This is a genomic window from Roseburia sp. AF22-2LB (assembly GCF_003461125.1).
GTDB classification, from domain to species: domain Bacteria; phylum Bacillota; class Clostridia; order Lachnospirales; family Lachnospiraceae; genus Roseburia_C; species Roseburia_C amylophila.
The window spans coordinates 1-19,326 of record NZ_QTWM01000007.1 but is presented as its reverse complement, the minus strand read 5'-3'; the positions used below and the strand labels follow the sequence as shown (position 1 = coordinate 19,326).

Sequence of the window (19,326 nt, the reverse complement as noted above, 5' to 3'; positions counted from 1 at the left end):
TCTTTCCTCTATTTCTAAGCTCTCAGTTCAATCTTCATTGCTTCTAATGCTTTTACAATGCGGTTCATTGCTCCGCTCAAATCTGCTTCCTCTAAGTTCTTATCCTTTGCCCGGAAGGTCAGTGAATAAGCAATAGATTTATAACCCGGTTTAATCTGGGCTCCTTCATAAATATCGAACAGTGCGTAGCTTTCTAAGTAAGCGCCGCCCTTGCTGTCGAATACTTTTTCGATATCTCCTGCAAGAATCTCTTTTGGAACAACCATACTGATATCACGGGTTGCTGCCGGGAATTTGGCAATACCTTCATATTTACGGTCAAAGGTTGTTTCATCCATAATAGATGGCATATCAATCACTGCAACGTATACTCTGTCTTTGATATTGTAATTAGCAGCTACAATCGGATGAACCTCTCCTAAGTAACCAACTACTTTACCATCATATACAATGTTTGCCTGACGGCCCGGATGCAGATAAGGTCTTCCGGACTTCGGATCATATTCAGCTTTCATCGTCATTCCAACTTTATAGAAGAATTCTTCTACCACACCCTTCATGGTAAAGAAATCACCTTCACCATACATACCAAGGGTAAACTGCATTCTCTCGTCTGGAAGTTCCGTTACCGGTACACTCTTTGGCAGATAAATGTTGCCTAATTCATAGAGACGCACATCTTTATTTCTTCTGTTGTAGTTGGTTGATAAAGATGTCAGCATTCCATTTAAGGATGTGGTACGCATAATACTGAAATCTTCTCCCAAAGGATTGGAAATTGTTACGGTCTGGCGTAATGGTGAATCTTCCGGAAGTAATAATTTATCAAATACCTTCGGGCTTTCGAAGGAGTAATTCATGCCCTGTGAAAAACCGCAGAACTCTGCAATTTCTCTTGCAATTGCTTCGATTCTTAATTTATAGGATAACATTCCGGTAGTAGCTTCTCCGCTTGGCAGGGTTGTTGGAATGTTTGCATAACCAAAGAATCTTGCTACCTCTTCTGCAAGGTCTGCATCACACTCTAAGTCCTGTCTCCAGGATGGAACTAATACTTCATTGGTTTCTTTATCATAACCTAATTCCAGACGTTTAAAATAGGAAAGCATTTCTTCCGGCTTAATATTGGTTCCTAATAATTTATTATATTTCTCCGGTTCAAAAGGAATCCGTCTGCCCTCTTTCTTATTCTCGTAAATATCAATGGCTCCGCCAACTACTTCACCAGCGCCTAATTCTTCGATTAACTGGCAGGCTCTGTTCATAGCTTCCATAGCAAGGTTCGGATCCAGACCTTTTTCAAATTTGGAAGACGCATCGGTACGAAGCCCGATTTTCTTACCGGAAAGGCGGATATTGGTTCCATCGAAGCATGCAGCTTCAAAAAGCATGGTTTTTACATTGTCTGTAATCATGGAATTCTCGCCACCCATAATACCTGCAATACCGATTGCTTTCCTGCCATCACAAATCATCAGAACGTTTTCATCCAAAGAACGCTCCTGACCATCCAAAGTTGTAAATAATTCGCCTTTTCCGGCACGTCTTACAACAATCTCTTTTCCCTCGATGGTATCCCAGTCATATGCATGCATCGGCTGTCCGTATTCTTCCATAACATAGTTGGTAATGTCCACAATGTTATTGATTGGACGGATTCCCTGGGCTGCAAGTCTGCGCTGCATCCACTTTGGTGATGGAGCAATCTTAATATTCTTTACCACACGGGCGGTATAACGAGGACATAATTCTTTGTCTACTACATTTACTTTAATATAGTCATTGACATCCTCATCATTTCCGGTCTCAGTTACAACCGGCGGTACAAATTCTTTCTTAAAGGTTGCTGCTGCTTCTCTGGCAATTCCAAGGATTGAGAAACAGTCTACACGGTTGTTTGTAATCTCATATTCCACAATAGTATCGTCAAGGCCTAATGCTTTAATTGCATCATCACCCGGTTTTACCTCATCCTCTGCGAAGATGTAGATACCATATTCCGGAGCTTCCGGATACATATCACGGGTAGAACCAAGTTCTTCAATGGAGCACATCATTCCATTGGACTCAATTCCTCTTAATTTCCCTTTTTTTATTTTGATGCCGCCTTCTGTCATCTTTCCATCATGTCCACCGGCAACACGTCCGCCATCTAATACAACCGGAACTTTATCTCCTTCTTTTACATTCGGAGCACCGGTTACAATCTGTACGTCCTCACCTGTTCCCACATCTACCTGACAGATAATTAATTTATCAGCATCCGGATGCGGCTCGATTTTCTTAATCTGTCCAACGACGATTTTCTCTAAATCGGCATCCATTTTCTTGTAAAATTCTACTTTTGAACCGGACAGAATCATTGCATCGGTATATTCCTGTGCATCTACATTAAGTCCCGGAACCAAAGCTTCTATCCATTTTAATGATGTATTCATATTGTTTCTCCTTCTATCAACTCTCTACTGTGTTCTTTTCTTTCCGACTACAGGAAACATGTCCCTTCAACTTCCCTGTTCATTAAAACTGTCTTAAGAAACGGTCATCGTTCTCATACAAGAGACGCATATCATCAATTTCATATTTCAATAAAGCAATACGCTCAAGACCAACTCCGAATGCAAATCCTGAATATTCTTCCGGATCAATACCGCTCATACGAAGCACCTTCGGATGAACCATTCCACAGCCTAAGATTTCAATCCAGCCTTCGCCCTTACAGAAACGGCATCCTTTACCGCCACATTTAAAGCAGGTGACATCCATCTCTGCACTTGGCTCTGTAAACGGGAAGTGATGCGGACGGAATTTTACTTTGGTTTCCGGTCCGAACAGACGGGCTGCAAACTCCTGCAGCGTTCCCTTTAAATCTGCAAATGTAATATTCTTATCGATTACCATTCCCTCAATCTGGTGGAAAGATGGTGAATGGGTTGCATCTACTTCATCTGCACGGAATACTCTTCCCGGTGCAATCATACGGATTGGAAGCTTGCCTTTTTCCATGACACGGACCTGTACCGGTGAAGTCTGGGTACGAAGCACGATTTTATCATTAATATAGAACGTATCCTGCTCGTCTTTTGCAGGATGATTTGCAGGAATATTTAACGCTTCAAAGTTATAATAATCATATTCTACTTCCGGTCCTTCCACTACTTCATAGCCCATACCGGTAAAGATACGCTCTACTTCTTCCAATGCAATGGTATTCGGATGACGATGGCCGACACGGTTCTTTTTAGCCGGAAGTGTAACATCAATTACTTCATGTTTTAATTTCAGTTCCATCTGGGCAGCTTCTAATTTCTGCTTTGTCTCATCTAATTTCTTTTCAATAGCTTCCCTGGTCTCGTTTACCAGCTGTCCTACCAGAGGTCTGTCCTCCGGTGCAACATCCTTCATTCCTTTTAATACTGCGGTGAGTTCACCTTTCTTTCCGAGAAATGCAACTCTGACATCATTCAGTTTGCCAAGTTCGCCGGATGATTCAATCTGATGAATTGCCTCTTCCCTGATTTTCTGCAGCTTTTCTTTCATAATAATATCTCCTTCTATCATTTTATTTCATTCATAAATAAACTACGAGAAATACGCTTTGCGAATTTTTCACGTAAAAAACGCGAAGCATTTTCTTCCCATAGGGACGAAATTACTCCGCGGTACCACCCTGATTTCTAAATCATTAGACACTTATAAATACTTAACGCGTATCACGTCACAGACTACTAACATTCACCTGTGCAGCTTCCGTGCGAAATTCAATTACTGCCTTACCTTAAGGAAACTTTCAGCCGATGATTTCCTCTCTCTTTAAAAAGTACAATAACCTACTGAACACTTTCATTGCCTTTTACTTTTTCACTAAATGTTATAATACCACAGGGTTTCTAAAACTTCAAGTTATTTTTTATCCCGTTTCCGCTCCTTCTTCTGCTGTATGAATCCTGCAATATATTCGTCGAATACCACATTGAATTCCGCACATAACATCAGGATATACATGCAAAAATACATCCACAACATAATTAATACCAATGTAGTCAGGCTTCCATACATGGAAAATCCATTAAAATAATTCACATAGATAGATAATCCGGCAGAAAACACACACCAGGCAATGGCACAAAGTACTGCACCCGGAAGCTGGGAACGAAAGGTTGCCTTACGGTTTGGTATCAATGTAAAAATCACTACAAAGAGAATGACTAACACCAGTATCATAATAAGGCTTCCACGTTCAAATATGAGGCTTACAATATGTGTCATTATCGGAATATGCTTCACCAGAAGATGTTCTAATGATTTGCCAAATACCAGTAATACCAGCGAGATTACAATAGCAATGACAAATACAACGGTATAAATAATCGCCCAGAAACGGAGAACAAACCAGTTTCTGGTCTCCACAATATCATTTACCACATTCAACCCATTTGCCATATACTGCACACCCTTGGCTGCCGACCACACTGCTGCAATGGCTGCAATCGATACGATTCCAAAGGATTTGGTATAGACTTCATTGATAATATTTACCAGAAACGGCGCAATATATTCAGGCATTGTTTCATTTACAATCTGTAAAATCATCCCTTCCGTTACCGGCGTGTACTGCAAAAGGGAACTGAACACCATAAGAAACGGGATACTGGATAAGAGGATAAAAAATGCTGCCTGTGCTGCAAATGCATTGATATTATCCCGTTTACATTTATCTAAAAATGATTTTACATTTCCAATCAGTTTCCAGAGCAAACTTATGCACCCCCTTCTTCCTTCGTCGTATTTTGTGGCTGATATAACTCAGTCAATTCTGTATCCTGATAAAAATAATTTAATATCCTTTTATAATCAAAGCCCTGCCCGCAAAGCTTTTGTGCCCCATTCTGGCTCATGCCAATGCCATGACCGTAACCACCGCCAAAGACTGCATAAGTTCCATCCCCTTTTTCCTGTATACTGATATAAGCACTGGGCAGAATACTCATTTCCACACTGCTTCCATCCAAAAGGTTAATATTCGTAATACCACAGCCCAAAATTGCACGCATATTATATTCAGACTGTACGCTGACTGCACCATTCTGGAAATCAAGTTCCAGTTCTAAAATAACACCACTCTGATTGCGTTTTGCCACATTTATTGCCTGCAATGGCCCAAAGTTGCTGCAACTGTCTGTTGTTTCCGTCTTAGATGCATCTTTATAATAACAAATTGCCTCTGGCTGGTGCTCTTTTCTATCTGCTATCGTATGAAGCAATGTCTCATCTTTTCCCTGGAAATCAAGCACAGTATTCCAACGGAAATATTTCAAATCCGATTCATAGCAGGCACTGTCTACGTTACTGATATAATCCAAGAAGCTTTTTTCATCCGATAAATCAATAGGATTTTCTTCACTGCGCACCCAGACGCCCTGCAAATATCCATAAGCATCTTTATCAAGATTCCAGGCTTCGTAATCTCCGGTATGGCCATAGGATGTGGAATAATAATAAGTCTCTATAATATCACCTTTATAAGAAAGTACCTGACCTTTCGTCTCATCTACCGCAGCTACCGTTTCCGGTGTCTGATTCTGCTTATTATACACCTGAAAATTCACACTGTCATCTACATGTGCTCCATAAGCTTCATATTTATTGTGCATCATCTGGATATAAGCATAGCTTCTGGCACAGACAGCCTGTGCTTTTAAGGCTTCCATTCCATAAGAAGATGGAACCTCACTTGGGATAACGCCCTTTACATAGGATTCTAAATCCACTACATTTACCACGGTATATCCTTCCGGATACATACGAAGCTCCATGCTGCCTGCATAAGCCGGAGATATGCGATTGCCCTGATTGTCAGTAAAATAGAATGGTGATGTGCCATCCTCTGCGACTAATGAAACAGACGATGTTGCAAGTATATTGGCATAATTGGACGCCGTAATCACGCTGCCTGCTTCTAATACAGTTTCTGTTTCTCCATAATAAAGATGCACCGGCACATCCGATACTAAGGATACGTCAGAGCGGAACATATTATCATTGTCTAATAACAAAACACGGATGTTTTCTATTTTAGCAGGCTCTGTCAAAAGAATGGCACAGATCTGTTTTTCTGCCACTACAAATGTAATTTCCATGTTTTCCAGCATCAGCGCATCCATGGAGACTTCCCGGATTCCATCATAAGTTGCATATATTTTCATGGCTTCATCTATCGCAACTTGTCCATATCCCTTAATCTCCATTGCAGTATCTGTTTTTGATATCAGCTTTCCGGTAATGGTATCTTCCTTCCGGCTGATTTTATGTATCTCTTTTTCACTGAAAAAAATGTCTGCTACGACATTTGATAATTCTTCATCGGTATCAACCGGCAGCTGGTATTCTGTTCCCTGATAAAGAAATGTAAGATTTCCTTCTATATTTGAAATGAGATAGGCATTTTTCAATGCCACATCTTCTTTATCCTTTGCGGCGACCCCGATTACTTTATCCTCCAACAGATAAACACCATAACTGTGAAGCTTTTGATACCACTTTGGATTGGATATAATGGCATAAGTGCCATCCTGTGTGGTAAGCTGTTTTTTTTCTTTTTTCAATACAAGAATGTCCTTTTTTAAGACAGACGTATCGGTATCAAGATAACTTAAAATTTCATCATATATAGCAAACCAGGCTGCCCGGTCAATGTTTTTTTTCGAATCATCCAAAGGTATATATTCTTTTAAATGAAGCAATTCCAGAATGCCACTTACATCATCATAGGTAAGTGTTCCCTGTTGCGGCAGTTTCTCAGCCCATTCGTCCTTGGAATAATAAGTAAACTGCAGCAAGGAGGGAATCTCATTCCGATAAACACATTGTTCGGAATATCCATTTTTCTCCCCTTTTGTATCCGTTATCAGAACCACTAGTATAAGAACCAGAAGTACTCCACAAAACAGCAACAGATAATTACTTTTTTTACTTTTCACTTTTCGCATAATAACTCCTTTATTGCCTGTTGCAGAAAAGAAGCTGCTTTTCAGCAGCTTCTTTTTTCTCTTTTGTATTTTCGGTTCTTTTGTAAACATGCTTCTTTGGTATACTATATGTTTATCTTCCGTACCTTATGATTCTTTTGTACACAAAGATTCTTTCGTCTATTCATACCTTATCTTTAGCAAATATACCCAAAATGCCGTTTCCTGTATTTTGACTCCTAGCAAAGCTAGGTGGGTAACCTCAACCAATACTCTGCCTTCCACTGCAAACGGAGGCCTGACATCCTATTGGAAATATTGGAATCCCGTTTAAAGTAAATGTAGGTTCAAAATAACAGGCGTGTCGAACATCCCAGGCATAAAACTATTTGCTTTTTGTAATTGTTATTATACTCTAATATGTGTTGTTTTTCAATGTAAAATTCCTGTCAAATTGTGGAACAATTTATGATTGCAGATCTTTCGGTGAAAAGGATGCCGGAAAAAGCTCTTCTAATTTCATAACTTTGATACCGCCAGCTCCATCTTCCATAATTACCTCAAACGTGCTTCCATCTACAAACTCTGTCAATACCTGCCGACAGACACCACAAGGTGTAAGAAGTTCTTCCCTGTCTCCCACTACAGCAATTGCCAGAAAATCTTTTTTCCCTTCCGATACTGCTTTAAAAACTGCTGTCCGCTCCGCACAGTTTGTCGGCGTAAAGGCTGCATTTTCGATATTACATCCGGTATAGATACTGCCATCCTTACAATAAAGGGCTGCACCTACATGAAAATTGGAATACGGTGCATAGGAATATTTTTTGGCTTCTTTTGCCGCTTCTAATAATTGTCTTTTGTCCGTCTCCATGACACTCACCTTTTCTAAATTATTTCTGTTTTACAATTTTTTTTCATTATCTTATCATTCTTCATTGCTCTTAATATCTGCTATCCCAGAATATCAACGGCAGAACTTGTGCCAAGCCGTGAACAGCCTGCCTTAATATAATTTTCCATATCTTCTTTGGTACGGATTCCTCCGGCCGCCTTAATCTTAACCTCTGCTCCAATGTGTTCTTTCATTAATAATACATCTTCCATGGTAGCACCTGCCGTTCCAAATCCGGTAGATGTCTTGATAAAATCTGCTCCGGCATTGGTTACCGCATGGCACATGGCAATCTTTTCTTCTTTTGTAAGATAACAGGTTTCGATAATAACCTTTAAGATCCTACCTCCTGTTGCCTCTTTTAAAAGACGGATTTCCTCTTCTACTTTATGATATGCCCCATTCTTTACATCGCAGATATTAATTACCATATCAATTTCGTCTGCGCCGTCTTCCAATGCTTTCTTTGTCTCTGCCAGCTTTCCTTCAGTGTTCGCATATCCTAACGGAAATCCTACTACGGTACAGATTTTGATTTTATCGCCGTAAGTTTCTTTTACCCGGCTGATGTAACAACTTGGGATACAAACCGATGCGGTATGGTATTTTATTGCTTCTTCACATAATTTTTCTATGTCCTTCCATGTGGTAAAGGCTTTTAACGCAGTATGATCCACATAACGATATAATTCTTCTTTTTCCATTTTGTACCTCCGGTATTTTTTTTAATTGTAATATATATTCTGTAATTTATCCAGCAAAAAACGTTTTATCAGAGAACATTTTTACATTAGTACTATCTTCCTATAATTCTAAATTTTTTAGAAAACAATTTTAAACTTTCTTTAAAATTTACGCTTTTTTCTTGTTTTCTACAACCGAAATATGATAACATATTAAAATAATTAAAAGAGGAGGAACAATATGACAGGACGTTTTTATGAAATCACACCGGAAATAATGGAACTTGCGAATAAATGCTCCGCATCATCCATCATTCCTTCTGAATTATATACGAAATATAATGTTAACCGTGGTCTTCGTGATTTAAATGGAAAGGGTGTTCTGGTAGGACTTACACACATTTCTGATGTATGCTCTACCAAGCTGGTAAATGGAGAATACATTCCAGCTGAGGGTGAACTTTATTACCGTGGCTATAATGTAAAAGATTTAGTAAAAGGAATTGCACCGGACAGCCATTTTGGATTTGAGGAATGTGCTTATCTTCTGATGTTTGGTGAGCTTCCAACCAAAGAACAGTTGAAAAACTTCTGTGGACTGCTTTCCGAATACCGTACACTTCCAACCAGCTTTGTGCGTGATATTATTATGAAAGCTCCAAGCAAAGATATGATGAATACACTGGCAAGAAGTGTGCTTACACTTTATTCCTATGATGACCGTGCCAATGATATTTCACTTCCAAATGTATTGAGACAGTGTTTACAGCTTATCAGCTTATTTCCACTGCTTTCTGTATATGGTTATCAGGCTTACCGCCATTATCATGATGGTGCCAGTCTTTATATTCATACCCCACAGCCGGAATTATCTACTGCAGAAACAATTCTTCATATTCTGCGGCCAGACAGTAAATATACCCCATTAGAGGCAAAACTTTTAGATATTGCATTAATCTTACATATGGAGCATGGTGGTGGAAATAACTCTACCTTTACTACCCATCTGGTATCTTCTTCCGGAACCGATACTTATTCTGTTATTGCTGCATCCCTTGGTTCCCTGAAGGGTCCGAAACATGGTGGTGCCAATATCAAAGTGGTTCAGATGTTTGAAGATATGAAACGCACTGTAAAAAACTGGACAGATGAAGACGAAGTAGGTAAATATCTTACCGCACTTCTTCATAAAGAAGCTTTTGACCATGCCGGTCTTATCTATGGAATGGGTCATGCAGTATATTCTCTTTCCGACCCAAGAGCAGTCATCTTCCGCGGTTTTGTAGAAAAACTTTCCCAGGAAAAGGGCTATGAGAAAGAGTTTGCACTCTACTCTTTAGTAGAACGTCTTGCACCGGAAATCATCGCCAAAGAGCGTAAAATCTATAAAGGCGTAAGTCCGAACGTAGACTTCTTCAGCGGATTTGTTTATCATATGCTTGACCTTCCATTAGAGCTTTATACACCGATTTTTGCAATTGCAAGAATTGCCGGCTGGAGTGCCCACCGCTTAGAAGAGCTTTCCCAGAATGGAAAAATTATGCGTCCTGCATATCGTAACATCGGTAAACGCAAAGAATATGTTCCGATTGACAAACGTTAAACCGCATGATTCTGCCGCCTGCAGCTTCTTATGGAATGCTTAGACACAAAAAACTGTAGTTCTTATCTGGTATCTTTTCCAGATATAAACTACAGTTTTTTATAAATTATTCTAAATAAATATTTTTTATAAATACTTCTCTCTGGCATTCTTTAATGTACTGACCAAAAAAAGACAGGATAGCACCAGCAGCAGCAGGATTCCTGATTTAATAATAATCGGCAGTTTAAAGATGGTCTCACCCAATGCCGTCACAATGCCATATACTAATGCCAGTGCTCCGCAAAGAAGCATTTTCGGTGTTACTTCTTCTCTTATCTTCTCCGGATGTTTACATTTTTTTAATTCCTCCGGCGTTGCCAAAAGGCTGCTTGTCTTTCCGGTACTTTTCATCCATATGCCATTCATAAGAACATAGACACCTACCAGTGCTACCACAACATCTACTACTAAATTCCAGTTTACTTTCATAATATGTAACCTCTTTTACTCTTTTTTCCTGATTCTGATTTATCTTACCACACTTTACATTGCTATGTGAACATATTTATCATATAACCTTCTATTTTTATTTGTTTTTTATGCAAAACCACGAATTTTATCGAAAAAGCCATTGAAACTTTTGGTCAACTATTGTAGTATATTAATATGTTCTAATTATTCTAGTTGTATTTGGAGGGATTATATATGAAATTAGACGAAGCCAAAATCCTGATTGGAGATGACTCCATTCTGGCGAGAAAACAGTTGAAAGACATTATTGCGCAGTATGGTGGTACAACTTTTGTTGAGGCAGCAAACGGTCAGGAAGTAATTGACAAATTCAAATCCGATAAACCTGATATCGTTTTTCTTGATATTGTTATGCCTGTAAAAGATGGTATTGCCGCTGTAAAAGAAATTAGAGAATCTGACCCGAAAGCGGTTATTATTATCGTATCTTCTGTTGGTACACAGGCTCAGTTAAAGAATGCAATTGAAGCCGGTGCAAAGGACTTTATCCAGAAACCGTTGAATGTTGAACAGATTGAGCGGGTACTGAAGAATTATTTTGAAGGGAGATAATTATGTATACACAGTTTTTTGGTAATTTTCTTTTAAGCAAAAGTGCTGTTCCTGCGGATAAACTGGTAGATGCATTAGAGAGGCAGTCCTCTTCCTATCTGAAATTAGGTACTCTGGCAATTCATGCCGGATTATTAAATGCTTCCCAGGTTGACGCTATTGTATGCCGTCAGACCCATGAAGACAAGAAATTTGGTGAAATTGCAATCGAAGGCGGATATCTTACAAAGGAACAGGTTGACAAATTACTCTCCTCGCAGAAACCAGACTACCTGCTTTTAGGTCAGATTTTGATTGAAGACGGACTGCTTACCAACAGTCAGTTTGAGGAATTACTTGCAGAATATCAGGCAAGTAATGAAATTGATGATTTAAATGTTGCTAACGAACAGAATGATATGGTTGAAAAGCTGATTCATAAATTCTTCCATTTTGATAATTCTGATATGTCAGGAAAGATTGTTGCATACCTTAATCTTCTCTTTAATGATATCGTTCGTTTCATCGGAAAGGATTTTACACCATTAAATCCACTGATGAAATCCGAGTATATGACCAACTATTGTGTTACCCAGAAAGATGAAGGTTTACTTTCTTTCAATTCTGGTGTAGACATGAGTAAATCTGTTGCAATTGCTTTTGCATCCCGTTATGCCAAAGAAGAATTCCATGAATTCGATGAGTATGTAAAAGCTTCTATCGAAGATTTCTTAAATCTTCACAACGGATTATTTAATGTAAATATGTCTAATGAATTTTCCCTGGAATTAAACTTATGTCCTCCGGAAGTTCATGAGGAAGAAACACTTACAAATGCCACTAAGATTTATGTATTTCCAATTATTTTCCCATTTGGAACCATTCACTTCCTGATGGAAATCTAATCTTAAACCTTTACATTTTATTTACATAAACGAAACCCTGTCAGATTTCTCTGACAGGGTTTTGTTACCTTGTATCCATAAGAAACTGCCGGTAGCAGATTCTCTATGTTTTACATAAGCATTTAGATATTTAAAAATGCTTTTACCGTCTTAGGCATATCTTCTACATCGCATTCTGTCTTATGAAGTACTTCTGCACTACGGATGTCTTCAATTGCCTGTGGAACTGTTACATTTGCAATCTTGCTTAACTCATCTACCAGTTCAAAATCAGTCATGGAATCATATTTTTCTTTATCAATGGCATCCATTACGCTTCTGGTAAACTTGAACGGGCTTGCTGTTGATGCAATAACAGTCTTGGTATTATCACCGGTCTCTTTTACATATTTGTGGTATACACCGGTTGCTACAGCAGTATGTGTATCAATCACATAGCCGGTCTTCTCATAGAGGTCACGGATTACTTCTGCTGTTTCTTCCTCTGTGGTGTAATTGCCATAGAAGTCAGCAAGCTGGGCACGCATCTCATCGGTAATCATATATCTGCCCTCTTCTGTTAATGCACGCATGAATTCAGCATTTTTCTCTGCATCATTTCCGGCAATACGATAAATCAGACGCTCTAAGTTGCTGGAAATCAGTATATCCATGGATGGAGAAGAAGTTAGTACAAATTCACGGTTTCTGTCATAGGTTCCGGTTGAGAAGAAGTCAAATAATACTTTGTTCTCATTGGAAGCACAGATTAATTTTGCAATCGGAAGTCCTAAGTTCTTTGCATAGAAAGCTGCTAAGATATTTCCGAAGTTACCGGTTGGAACTACAACATTAATCTTTTCATCTTTTGCAATTGCACCATTTTCATATAATTTTGCATATGCATATACATAATAAACAATCTGAGGAACAAGACGTCCGATATTAATGGAGTTAGCAGAGGAAAACTGATATCCGGCTTTGTCCATTAATTCTGCCAGTTCTTTATCAGAAAACATTTTCTTAACGCCGGTCTGTGCCTGGTCAAAGTTACCATGAATACCAACTACATGTGTATTTGCCCCTTTCTGGGTAACCATCTGCTTCTTTTGAATCGGGCTGACACCATTCTTTGGATAGAATACAATAATCTTAGTACCAGGAACGTCTGCAAAGCCTGCTAAAGCAGCTTTTCCGGTATCACCGGAAGTTGCTGTTAAAATAACAATTTCATTCTTTACATGGTTTTTCTTTGCAGCAGTTGTCATAAGGTAAGGCAGAATGGATAATGCCATATCCTTAAATGCTATCGTAGCTCCATGAAAAAGCTCCAGATAATATGCACCGTCTGCATCTACTAACGGAGCAATCTCTTCTGTATCAAATTTAGAATCATACGCACTATTGATACAATGCTTTAACTCTTCTTCTGTAAAGTCTGTTAAGAAAAGTTTCATTACCTCATAAGCAGTCTCCTGATAGCTCATTTTTGCCAGGGTATCCATATCAACGTCAAGTTTTGGTAATGAATCCGGCACAAATAAACCACCGTCTCCTGCAAGACCCTTTAAAATTGCCTGTGAAGCTGTTGCCTTTTCATCTGAGTTTCTTGTACTTGTGTAAATCAAATCCATTTTTTGTCCCTCTTTTGCTCTCTGCATAAAATTTGTTCTGTCTTTCATTATATAAGAACCTGCAGTTTACTGTCAATAACTTATCCCAGAATAATTCCATGTATTCCCACTATCTATGGATTCAAAAAGAATTCCATCGTTTTCACCCATAGCAGATATTACTTTTATTATAAGTTTTCCATCTTTCTGCTGTGGCATCTTGCAATAATCATAGTCTGATATGGAAAATCCATACTCTGCTGCCGTGTCCGGAAGTTCTGTCACTTCATCCATGGAAAGTTCAATCATGGAAAATGTTTTCCCGCCATCCTGTGTCAGATAAAGTGTGGAATAATCACCTGACGCTCCAGCCAATCCGATAACGCCCAGATTTTCATTATAGAATTCTATTCCTTCTGCCACACCAATATTTCCATCAAACGGATCTGCATTTTGCTGATTCCAGCTCTGCCCGCCATCCTTTGTCATTTCAAGCTCATAAAAACGGCTGCCGGCAGCTGCATCCGCCACCAACAGACGATAACCGGTATTGTCATCTAAAAAAAAGTACACGCTTCCATCTTCCCTGTTTTCTGTCCACGGAGTGCCATCTCCGCTCTCTTCCTCATCATTGCCATCATTGCCGGCTACGGCATTGGTGTCTGCATTCCCATTGTTATCCGTTGTGTCATTTCCAGCACCGTTTTTTGCTTCATCAATCTGCTCCTGCCGGTTTTGCTGGGCTAACACTGCAGCACTGGTATATTTTGGATTTATGATATAAGTTATAATTTCACCTGTATTTTCTTCGCCACCAGTAGAAAATGTAACTGCAAAACCTGTAACTTCTCCGCCATATTCCAACTGGCTTAAAATTGAATTTTCATTTGTATCTGCATTTCCATCTATATCTTCATTTTCATCTATATCTGCATTTTCTGCATTTATCACCTGTAGGCTATCTGCACTGGAAAAGGCTCTTTTCCCAGAATAACTTATTCCAAAGGTATGGCTCTTTGTTTCTTCTGCCCAGCTATCTACCCGTTCTTTCACCTTTATATTTCCCAATAGTTCAAAAAGCGGTGTCAGGCACATATCTTCTTCATAATCTGTCTTGGCATAATTATTGATGTAAACTGTCATTTTGCTGCTTTTCTTCCGGTTATAGTCCACAAGATAGGTTCTGGTTTCTCCATTCTCATCCTCACCATAGAAAAACGTATCTATTGCAGCAATCTCTCCGGTAGCATAGAAAGTCACATTAAAATGGTTCACCAGATAAATTTTCTTAGGAAGCCCGATTTCATTATCCAGATCCTCCAATATCCCTGCCACACTGTCATCAAAGAAATTATCATGCTTTAATGTTATCTTTACTTCATCACTTTTTTGAAACCGTTCGGATGTCTTGAAAAAATATAACCCTCCAAGGCATACCAGTAACAGAATCATCCCTGCTTTTAGCCAGTTTTTTAATTGATATTTCTTTCTTGTATTTTCCTGCTTCAACGAATTGCTCCTTTCCACCTGCAATCATATCACTATTCCAATAACGCCGCCAAATATTTCTGATATTTCCACGCTTTTTTATATCCTTGCAATTTCCAATATATATTGGCATCATAGCATATTTTTCATTTCAAAAGTTTGATATTTTCTTAAGATATTTTCCTGTTTTCATGCTTTCCTAAAAATGTTATACTCAAAGTGATGCTTACCGTAAGAACTCGCCACCGGCAGCTTCTTACAGATGATTTATAACTAAGGATTTTAGAATGTGAGGATTTACCATGCTTTCCGGTGCTTTTTCAGCCAAAACAAAAGACGGAACCATCTACTACCGTTCCAGCCTTACCTATAAAAGAAAACATATTAGTCTTGGAAGCTTTCCAACGGAAGAAGAAGCCCATCTTGCCTATAAAGAGGGGACTTCTCTACTTTCTGAGTCTGAAATCACACTGGAAAATTATACCGCATATATTAAACTTTTAGATTTTACCAAAGCCATTACACTTTTAAATTTCCGTGACAACGGCGTCTATATCAGGAATCCGATTTATCTGAAGCAGAATTATTTTCTCTATTTTCTCGCACCACAGACGGAATATAAATTTGATATTGATGATTTATTCTTTTATTCCAGCCACAAGATTATGCAGCGTGGTGGCCGGCTTTTTGTAAATGAATACGGCATGCAGACCGGGATTCTCTCCCGCTATGGAGTCCGTAATCATGCGGTACTGGATGTAGATTACACTTTCGCCAATGGTAACCCCTTCGATTACAGCTACGCCAATATTATTGTCATTAACCGCTACCGTGGAGTTGCCCAAACAGAACACAACGGACTCCTCCGTTATCAGGCTTTTATCCATATCAATGGCAATTATTCCATTGGCACTTATTCTTCCGAAGAAAAAGCTGCCATTGCCTACAACAAAGCTGTTGATCTGGCAAAGGCAGCCGGTATTCATAAGAATTTTGAAGAAAACTATATTACAGAGTTATCCGCTAGAGAATATGCAGAAATTTATACTAATCTTAAAATCTCTCCAAAATATATCAATTATCTTTCTAAACTTTCTGCTATTTCTGATTGATGTAATTTACCAGTCCCTCGCAATCGATAATCTTCTGCATAAATGGCGGGAATGCCTGACCCTGGAAACTCTTTCCAGTGGTCTTGTCGGTAATGACACCAGTATCAAAATTTACCTCTACCTCATCTCCTGCTTTGATTTCCAAAGCTGCTTCCTTACATTCAATAATCGGAAGTCCGATATTGATTGCATTACGATAGAAAATACGTGCAAAAGTTTCTGCTATGACGCAGCTTACACCAGCGGCTTTAATTGCAATTGGTGCATGCTCTCTGGATGAACCGCATCCAAAGTTCTTCTCCGCTACAATAATATCTCCTGCAGATACTTTATTTACGAATTCCTTATCAATATCTTCCATACAATGTAAGGCAAGTTCCTTAGGGTCGGAAGAATTCAGATATCTTGCCGGTATAATAACATCTGTGTCTACGTTGTCACCGAATTTAAATACTTTTCCTTCTGCTGCTTTCATGTTCTAATCCTCCTATACTTCTTCCGGGCTGGAAATCTTTCCTGTAATTGCACTTGCTGCTGCAACTGCCGGGCTTGCCAGATAAATTTCCGAATCCACATGTCCCATACGTCCCACAAAGTTACGGTTGGTTGTAGATACGCATCTTTCATTCTCAGCAAGGATTCCCATATAGCCACCAAGGCAAGGTCCGCAGGTCGGTGTGCTGACAATAGCACCTGCTTCAATAAAGGTTCTGATATATCCGGCTTCCATGGCATCCAGATAAATCTGCTGGGTTGCAGGAATTACGATGACACGTAAACCTTTCTTTACTTTCTTTCCTTTCAGGATAGAAGCTGCAATCTTAAGGTCATCTAATCTTCCATTCGTACAGGAACCGATTACTACCTGATCAATAGTAATGTCGCCTACTTCATCAATGGTCTTTGTATTTTCCGGAAGATGTGGAAATGCTACGGTTGGGCGAAGTGTACTAAGGTCAATGGTATACTCCTCATCATATACAGCATCCTCATCTGCTTCATATACTTTATAAGGGCGCTTGGAATGCTCTTTCATATATGCTTCTGCTTTCTCGTCTACCGGGAAGATTCCGTTCTTTCCGCCGGCTTCAATTGCCATATTTGCAATGGTAAAACGGTCATCCATGGAAAGATACCGGATACCATCACCTACGAATTCCATAGACTTATATAATGCTCCATCCACACCAATCATTCCGATGATATGTAAAATAACATCTTTACCGCTAATCCATGGTGCTGGTTTTCCTGTGATAATGAATTTAATCGCGGATGGTACTTTAAACCATGCTTTTCCGGTTGCCATTCCTGCCGCCATATCAGTACTTCCAACACCGGTGGAAAATGCTCCCAATGCTCCATATGTACAGGTATGTGAATCTGCTCCGATAATAACATCTCCTGCAACAGTCAGTCCTTTTTCCGGAAGAAGTGCATGTTCGATACCCATTTCTCCTACATCAAAGTAGTTGGTGATTTCGTTTTTGCATGCAAACTCTCTGACACATTTACAATGCTGTGCAGATTTGATGTCTTTATTTGGTACAAAGTGGTCCATAACCAGTGCGATTTTATCCTTATGGAACACTCCGTCTACTTTCATTTTCTCTATCTCATGGATAGCCACCGGTGAAGTAATGTCATTTCCCAATACCAAGTCTAAATCTGCTTCAATCAACTGGCCAGCCTGAACAGAATCAAGTCCCGCATGTGCCGCAAGAATCTTCTGTGTCATTGTCATTCCCATTTGAAATTCCTCCTGAAATTAAATCATTTTTTCTATACTGTTGCTATTATAGCACAGCTAGTGGTATAATGGAAATACATATTAAACATATTTATTATGATTTTTAGTTATAAACACGGAGGGATCTATAAATGTTGCAGAGTTTATCCAGTTACCGTATTTTCTATACCGTAGCAAAAACACAGAATATATCAAAGGCAGCCAAAGAGCTTTATATCAGCCAGCCTGCCATCAGTAAATCCATACAGAAACTAGAGGAAAGCCTGGGCTGCGAACTATTCCGCCGAAGTTCCCGCGGCGTATTGCTGACCGAAGAAGGCGAACTTCTTTTTACTCATGTCAGTTCCGCTTTCGAAACCCTGACTTTAGGGGAAGATAAATTAAAGAACTCCTTAGAGCTTGGTGTTGGCCACTTAAAAATCGGTGTCAGTTCCACACTCTGCAAATACATGCTTCTGCCTTATTTAAAGGATTTCACAAAACGCTATCCGCATATTAATATTTCTATCGTATGCCAGTCTACCAACGAATCCTTACAGATGTTAGAAGAAAACAAAATTGATATCGGTCTGATTGCAAGGCCGGAAAACCAGAAAACTTTAAATTTCAGCAATGTGGCTGAAATTGAAGATATTTTTGTTGCAACGGAAGCTTACTTAAACGTATTGAATGCAAGGGGCATTTCTTCCGATGAAATCTTACAGAATTCTACGCTGATGCTTCTCGATAAGCATAACATGACCCGTCAGTATATTGATGATTATTTACAGGAAAATAAAATTGAGACCAGAGATTTAATCGAAGTCTCTACGATGGACCTCTTAATTGACTTTGCAAAAACCAACCTGGGTGTTGCCTGCGTCATCCGCCAATTTGTCCAGAACGAACTTGCAAATAAAGAGTTATTAGAGATTCCACTTGGTTTTCCAATTCACAAGCGTGAAATTGGCTTCGCTTATAAAAACACCCTAAAGCCTTCGAAATCCTTGGAATTATTTATTGATTTCTACCAGAATTTTCATCCGGGCGAATAAGATGCCTCACTGCCAGCTTCTTACAAATGCCTGACAGATATGAGAAACATACTTTAAGAGTTTCTCACGGAGCGTTTTTACTTTACAGGAAAGCAATTTCCTGTAACTACGAGAAACACGCTTTGCGAGTTTCTCGAGTTATCGCGGTGCTCGCCAAATCCGCATGCAAGCATGCGATTTTTCTCGCTACTCGCGTAAAAAAAGGGTTATAGGACAAAACGTGTTGATGGCTAATCCCATTCTGTAAAAGATTTA

16 protein-coding genes, 1 other RNA gene and 1 other annotated feature are annotated in these 19,326 nt (G+C 39.1%); of the genes, 5 read left to right on the top strand and 12 right to left on the bottom strand.

Annotated elements, in window-relative coordinates:
• Positions 1 to 14: 14 nt before the first annotated feature.
• The 7 genes from pheT to deoC all read right to left on the bottom strand — a co-directional run bounded on the left by pheT (position 15) and on the right by deoC (position 8,567).
• Entirely contained in the window at positions 15 to 2,438 is a 2,424-nt protein-coding gene (gene pheT, locus DWX96_RS10365) for a phenylalanine--tRNA ligase subunit beta (protein ID WP_118057488.1), read from the bottom strand.
• Between the two features lie 82 nt (positions 2,439 to 2,520).
• The gene (gene pheS / locus DWX96_RS10360; protein ID WP_117698997.1) at positions 2,521 to 3,540 is read right to left on the bottom strand and encodes a phenylalanine--tRNA ligase subunit alpha; all 1,020 of its coding nucleotides are present in this window, start codon (positions 3,538 to 3,540) and stop codon (positions 2,521 to 2,523) included.
• Between the two features lie 99 nt (positions 3,541 to 3,639).
• Positions 3,640 to 3,856, bottom strand: a binding site (T-box leader).
• Between the two features lie 47 nt (positions 3,857 to 3,903).
• The gene (locus DWX96_RS10355) at positions 3,904 to 4,758 is read right to left on the bottom strand and encodes a YihY/virulence factor BrkB family protein (protein WP_117698998.1); all 855 of its coding nucleotides are present in this window, start codon (positions 4,756 to 4,758) and stop codon (positions 3,904 to 3,906) included.
• A gap of 2 nt (positions 4,759 to 4,760) precedes the next feature.
• Entirely contained in the window at positions 4,761 to 6,989 is a 2,229-nt protein-coding gene (locus tag DWX96_RS10350) for a SpoIID/LytB domain-containing protein (protein WP_158561849.1), read from the bottom strand.
• A 182-nt stretch (positions 6,990 to 7,171) separates the two neighbouring features.
• Positions 7,172 to 7,351: non-coding RNA, 6S RNA (gene ssrS, locus DWX96_RS10345), on the bottom strand.
• 83 nt (positions 7,352 to 7,434) lie between these two features.
• The gene (locus DWX96_RS10340; protein ID WP_118057490.1) at positions 7,435 to 7,842 is read right to left on the bottom strand and encodes a cytidine deaminase; all 408 of its coding nucleotides are present in this window, start codon (positions 7,840 to 7,842) and stop codon (positions 7,435 to 7,437) included.
• Positions 7,843 to 7,922: 80 nt separating this feature from the next.
• Positions 7,923 to 8,567, bottom strand: a complete 645-nt coding sequence (gene deoC / locus DWX96_RS10335) for a deoxyribose-phosphate aldolase (protein WP_117699001.1) — start codon at positions 8,565 to 8,567, stop codon at positions 7,923 to 7,925.
• 220 nt (positions 8,568 to 8,787) lie between these two features.
• On the opposite strand from deoC, the gene DWX96_RS10330 reads away from it, so the two are divergent.
• Positions 8,788 to 10,149 carry a citrate/2-methylcitrate synthase gene (locus tag DWX96_RS10330; protein WP_118057491.1) on the top strand — a complete coding sequence of 454 codons (1,362 nt, stop codon included), beginning with the start codon at positions 8,788 to 8,790 and terminating at the stop codon, positions 10,147 to 10,149.
• A gap of 126 nt (positions 10,150 to 10,275) precedes the next feature.
• On the opposite strand, the gene DWX96_RS10325 is transcribed toward DWX96_RS10330, so the two are convergent.
• The gene (locus tag DWX96_RS10325; RefSeq protein ID WP_022243885.1) at positions 10,276 to 10,620 is read right to left on the bottom strand and encodes a hypothetical protein; all 345 of its coding nucleotides are present in this window, start codon (positions 10,618 to 10,620) and stop codon (positions 10,276 to 10,278) included.
• A 216-nt stretch (positions 10,621 to 10,836) separates the two neighbouring features.
• Here DWX96_RS10325 and DWX96_RS10320 point away from each other — a divergent pair, with 216 nt between their 5' ends.
• Both DWX96_RS10320 and DWX96_RS10315 read left to right on the top strand, forming a co-directional pair.
• On the top strand, positions 10,837 to 11,214 hold the full coding sequence (locus DWX96_RS10320) for a response regulator (protein ID WP_117841094.1): 378 nt from the start codon (positions 10,837 to 10,839) through the stop codon (positions 11,212 to 11,214).
• 2 nt (positions 11,215 to 11,216) lie between these two features.
• Positions 11,217 to 12,098 carry a chemotaxis protein CheX gene (locus DWX96_RS10315; protein ID WP_117698986.1) on the top strand — a complete coding sequence of 294 codons (882 nt, stop codon included), beginning with the start codon at positions 11,217 to 11,219 and terminating at the stop codon, positions 12,096 to 12,098.
• A 122-nt stretch (positions 12,099 to 12,220) separates the two neighbouring features.
• Here the strand turns inward: DWX96_RS10315 and thrC are convergent, their stop codons facing one another.
• The gene (gene thrC / locus DWX96_RS10310; protein ID WP_118057499.1) at positions 12,221 to 13,711 is read right to left on the bottom strand and encodes a threonine synthase; all 1,491 of its coding nucleotides are present in this window, start codon (positions 13,709 to 13,711) and stop codon (positions 12,221 to 12,223) included.
• A gap of 72 nt (positions 13,712 to 13,783) precedes the next feature.
• Complete coding sequence (locus DWX96_RS10305; protein WP_117698985.1) at positions 13,784 to 15,199, bottom strand: WD40/YVTN/BNR-like repeat-containing protein; 1,416 nt, start codon at positions 15,197 to 15,199, stop codon at positions 13,784 to 13,786.
• Between the two features lie 281 nt (positions 15,200 to 15,480).
• On the opposite strand from DWX96_RS10305, the gene DWX96_RS10300 reads away from it, so the two are divergent.
• Positions 15,481 to 16,290 carry a hypothetical protein gene (locus tag DWX96_RS10300; protein WP_118057492.1) on the top strand — a complete coding sequence of 270 codons (810 nt, stop codon included), beginning with the start codon at positions 15,481 to 15,483 and terminating at the stop codon, positions 16,288 to 16,290.
• On the opposite strand, the gene leuD is transcribed toward DWX96_RS10300, so the two are convergent.
• Together leuD and leuC are read right to left on the bottom strand one after the other, a co-directional pair.
• Entirely contained in the window at positions 16,277 to 16,765 is a 489-nt protein-coding gene (gene leuD / locus DWX96_RS10295; RefSeq protein WP_022243891.1) for a 3-isopropylmalate dehydratase small subunit, read from the bottom strand. The genes DWX96_RS10300 and leuD overlap by 14 nt on opposite strands.
• 12 nt (positions 16,766 to 16,777) lie before the next feature.
• Positions 16,778 to 18,037 (bottom strand): 3-isopropylmalate dehydratase large subunit, encoded by a 1,260-nt coding sequence (gene leuC / locus DWX96_RS10290; RefSeq protein WP_118057493.1) that lies wholly within the window; start codon positions 18,035 to 18,037, stop codon positions 16,778 to 16,780.
• 131 nt (positions 18,038 to 18,168) lie between these two features.
• On the opposite strand from leuC, the gene DWX96_RS10285 reads away from it, so the two are divergent.
• Complete coding sequence (locus DWX96_RS10285; RefSeq protein WP_118057494.1) at positions 18,169 to 19,071, top strand: LysR family transcriptional regulator; 903 nt, start codon at positions 18,169 to 18,171, stop codon at positions 19,069 to 19,071.
• Positions 19,072 to 19,326: the final 255 nt, after the last annotated feature.

What these genes read in the sequence shown, in the direction of transcription:
- pheT (WP_118057488.1), bottom strand. Translation starts at nt 2,438, where the DNA reads ATGAATACATCATTAAAATGGATAGAAGCTTTGGTTCCGGGACTTAAT.
- pheS (WP_117698997.1), bottom strand. Translation starts at nt 3,540, where the DNA reads ATGAAAGAAAAGCTGCAGAAAATCAGGGAAGAGGCAATTCATCAGATT.
- DWX96_RS10350 (WP_158561849.1), bottom strand. Translation starts at nt 6,989, where the DNA reads ATGCGAAAAGTGAAAAGTAAAAAAAGTAATTATCTGTTGCTGTTTTGT.
- DWX96_RS10340 (WP_118057490.1), bottom strand. Translation starts at nt 7,842, where the DNA reads ATGGAGACGGACAAAAGACAATTATTAGAAGCGGCAAAAGAAGCCAAA.
- deoC (WP_117699001.1), bottom strand. Translation starts at nt 8,567, where the DNA reads ATGGAAAAAGAAGAATTATATCGTTATGTGGATCATACTGCGTTAAAA.
- DWX96_RS10330 (WP_118057491.1), top strand. Translation starts at nt 8,788, where the DNA reads ATGACAGGACGTTTTTATGAAATCACACCGGAAATAATGGAACTTGCG.
- DWX96_RS10325 (WP_022243885.1), bottom strand. Translation starts at nt 10,620, where the DNA reads ATGAAAGTAAACTGGAATTTAGTAGTAGATGTTGTGGTAGCACTGGTA.
- DWX96_RS10320 (WP_117841094.1), top strand. Translation starts at nt 10,837, where the DNA reads ATGAAATTAGACGAAGCCAAAATCCTGATTGGAGATGACTCCATTCTG.
- DWX96_RS10315 (WP_117698986.1), top strand. Translation starts at nt 11,217, where the DNA reads ATGTATACACAGTTTTTTGGTAATTTTCTTTTAAGCAAAAGTGCTGTT.
- thrC (WP_118057499.1), bottom strand. Translation starts at nt 13,711, where the DNA reads ATGGATTTGATTTACACAAGTACAAGAAACTCAGATGAAAAGGCAACA.
- DWX96_RS10300 (WP_118057492.1), top strand. Translation starts at nt 15,481, where the DNA reads ATGCTTTCCGGTGCTTTTTCAGCCAAAACAAAAGACGGAACCATCTAC.
- leuD (WP_022243891.1), bottom strand. Translation starts at nt 16,765, where the DNA reads ATGAAAGCAGCAGAAGGAAAAGTATTTAAATTCGGTGACAACGTAGAC.
- leuC (WP_118057493.1), bottom strand. Translation starts at nt 18,037, where the DNA reads ATGGGAATGACAATGACACAGAAGATTCTTGCGGCACATGCGGGACTT.
- DWX96_RS10285 (WP_118057494.1), top strand. Translation starts at nt 18,169, where the DNA reads ATGTTGCAGAGTTTATCCAGTTACCGTATTTTCTATACCGTAGCAAAA.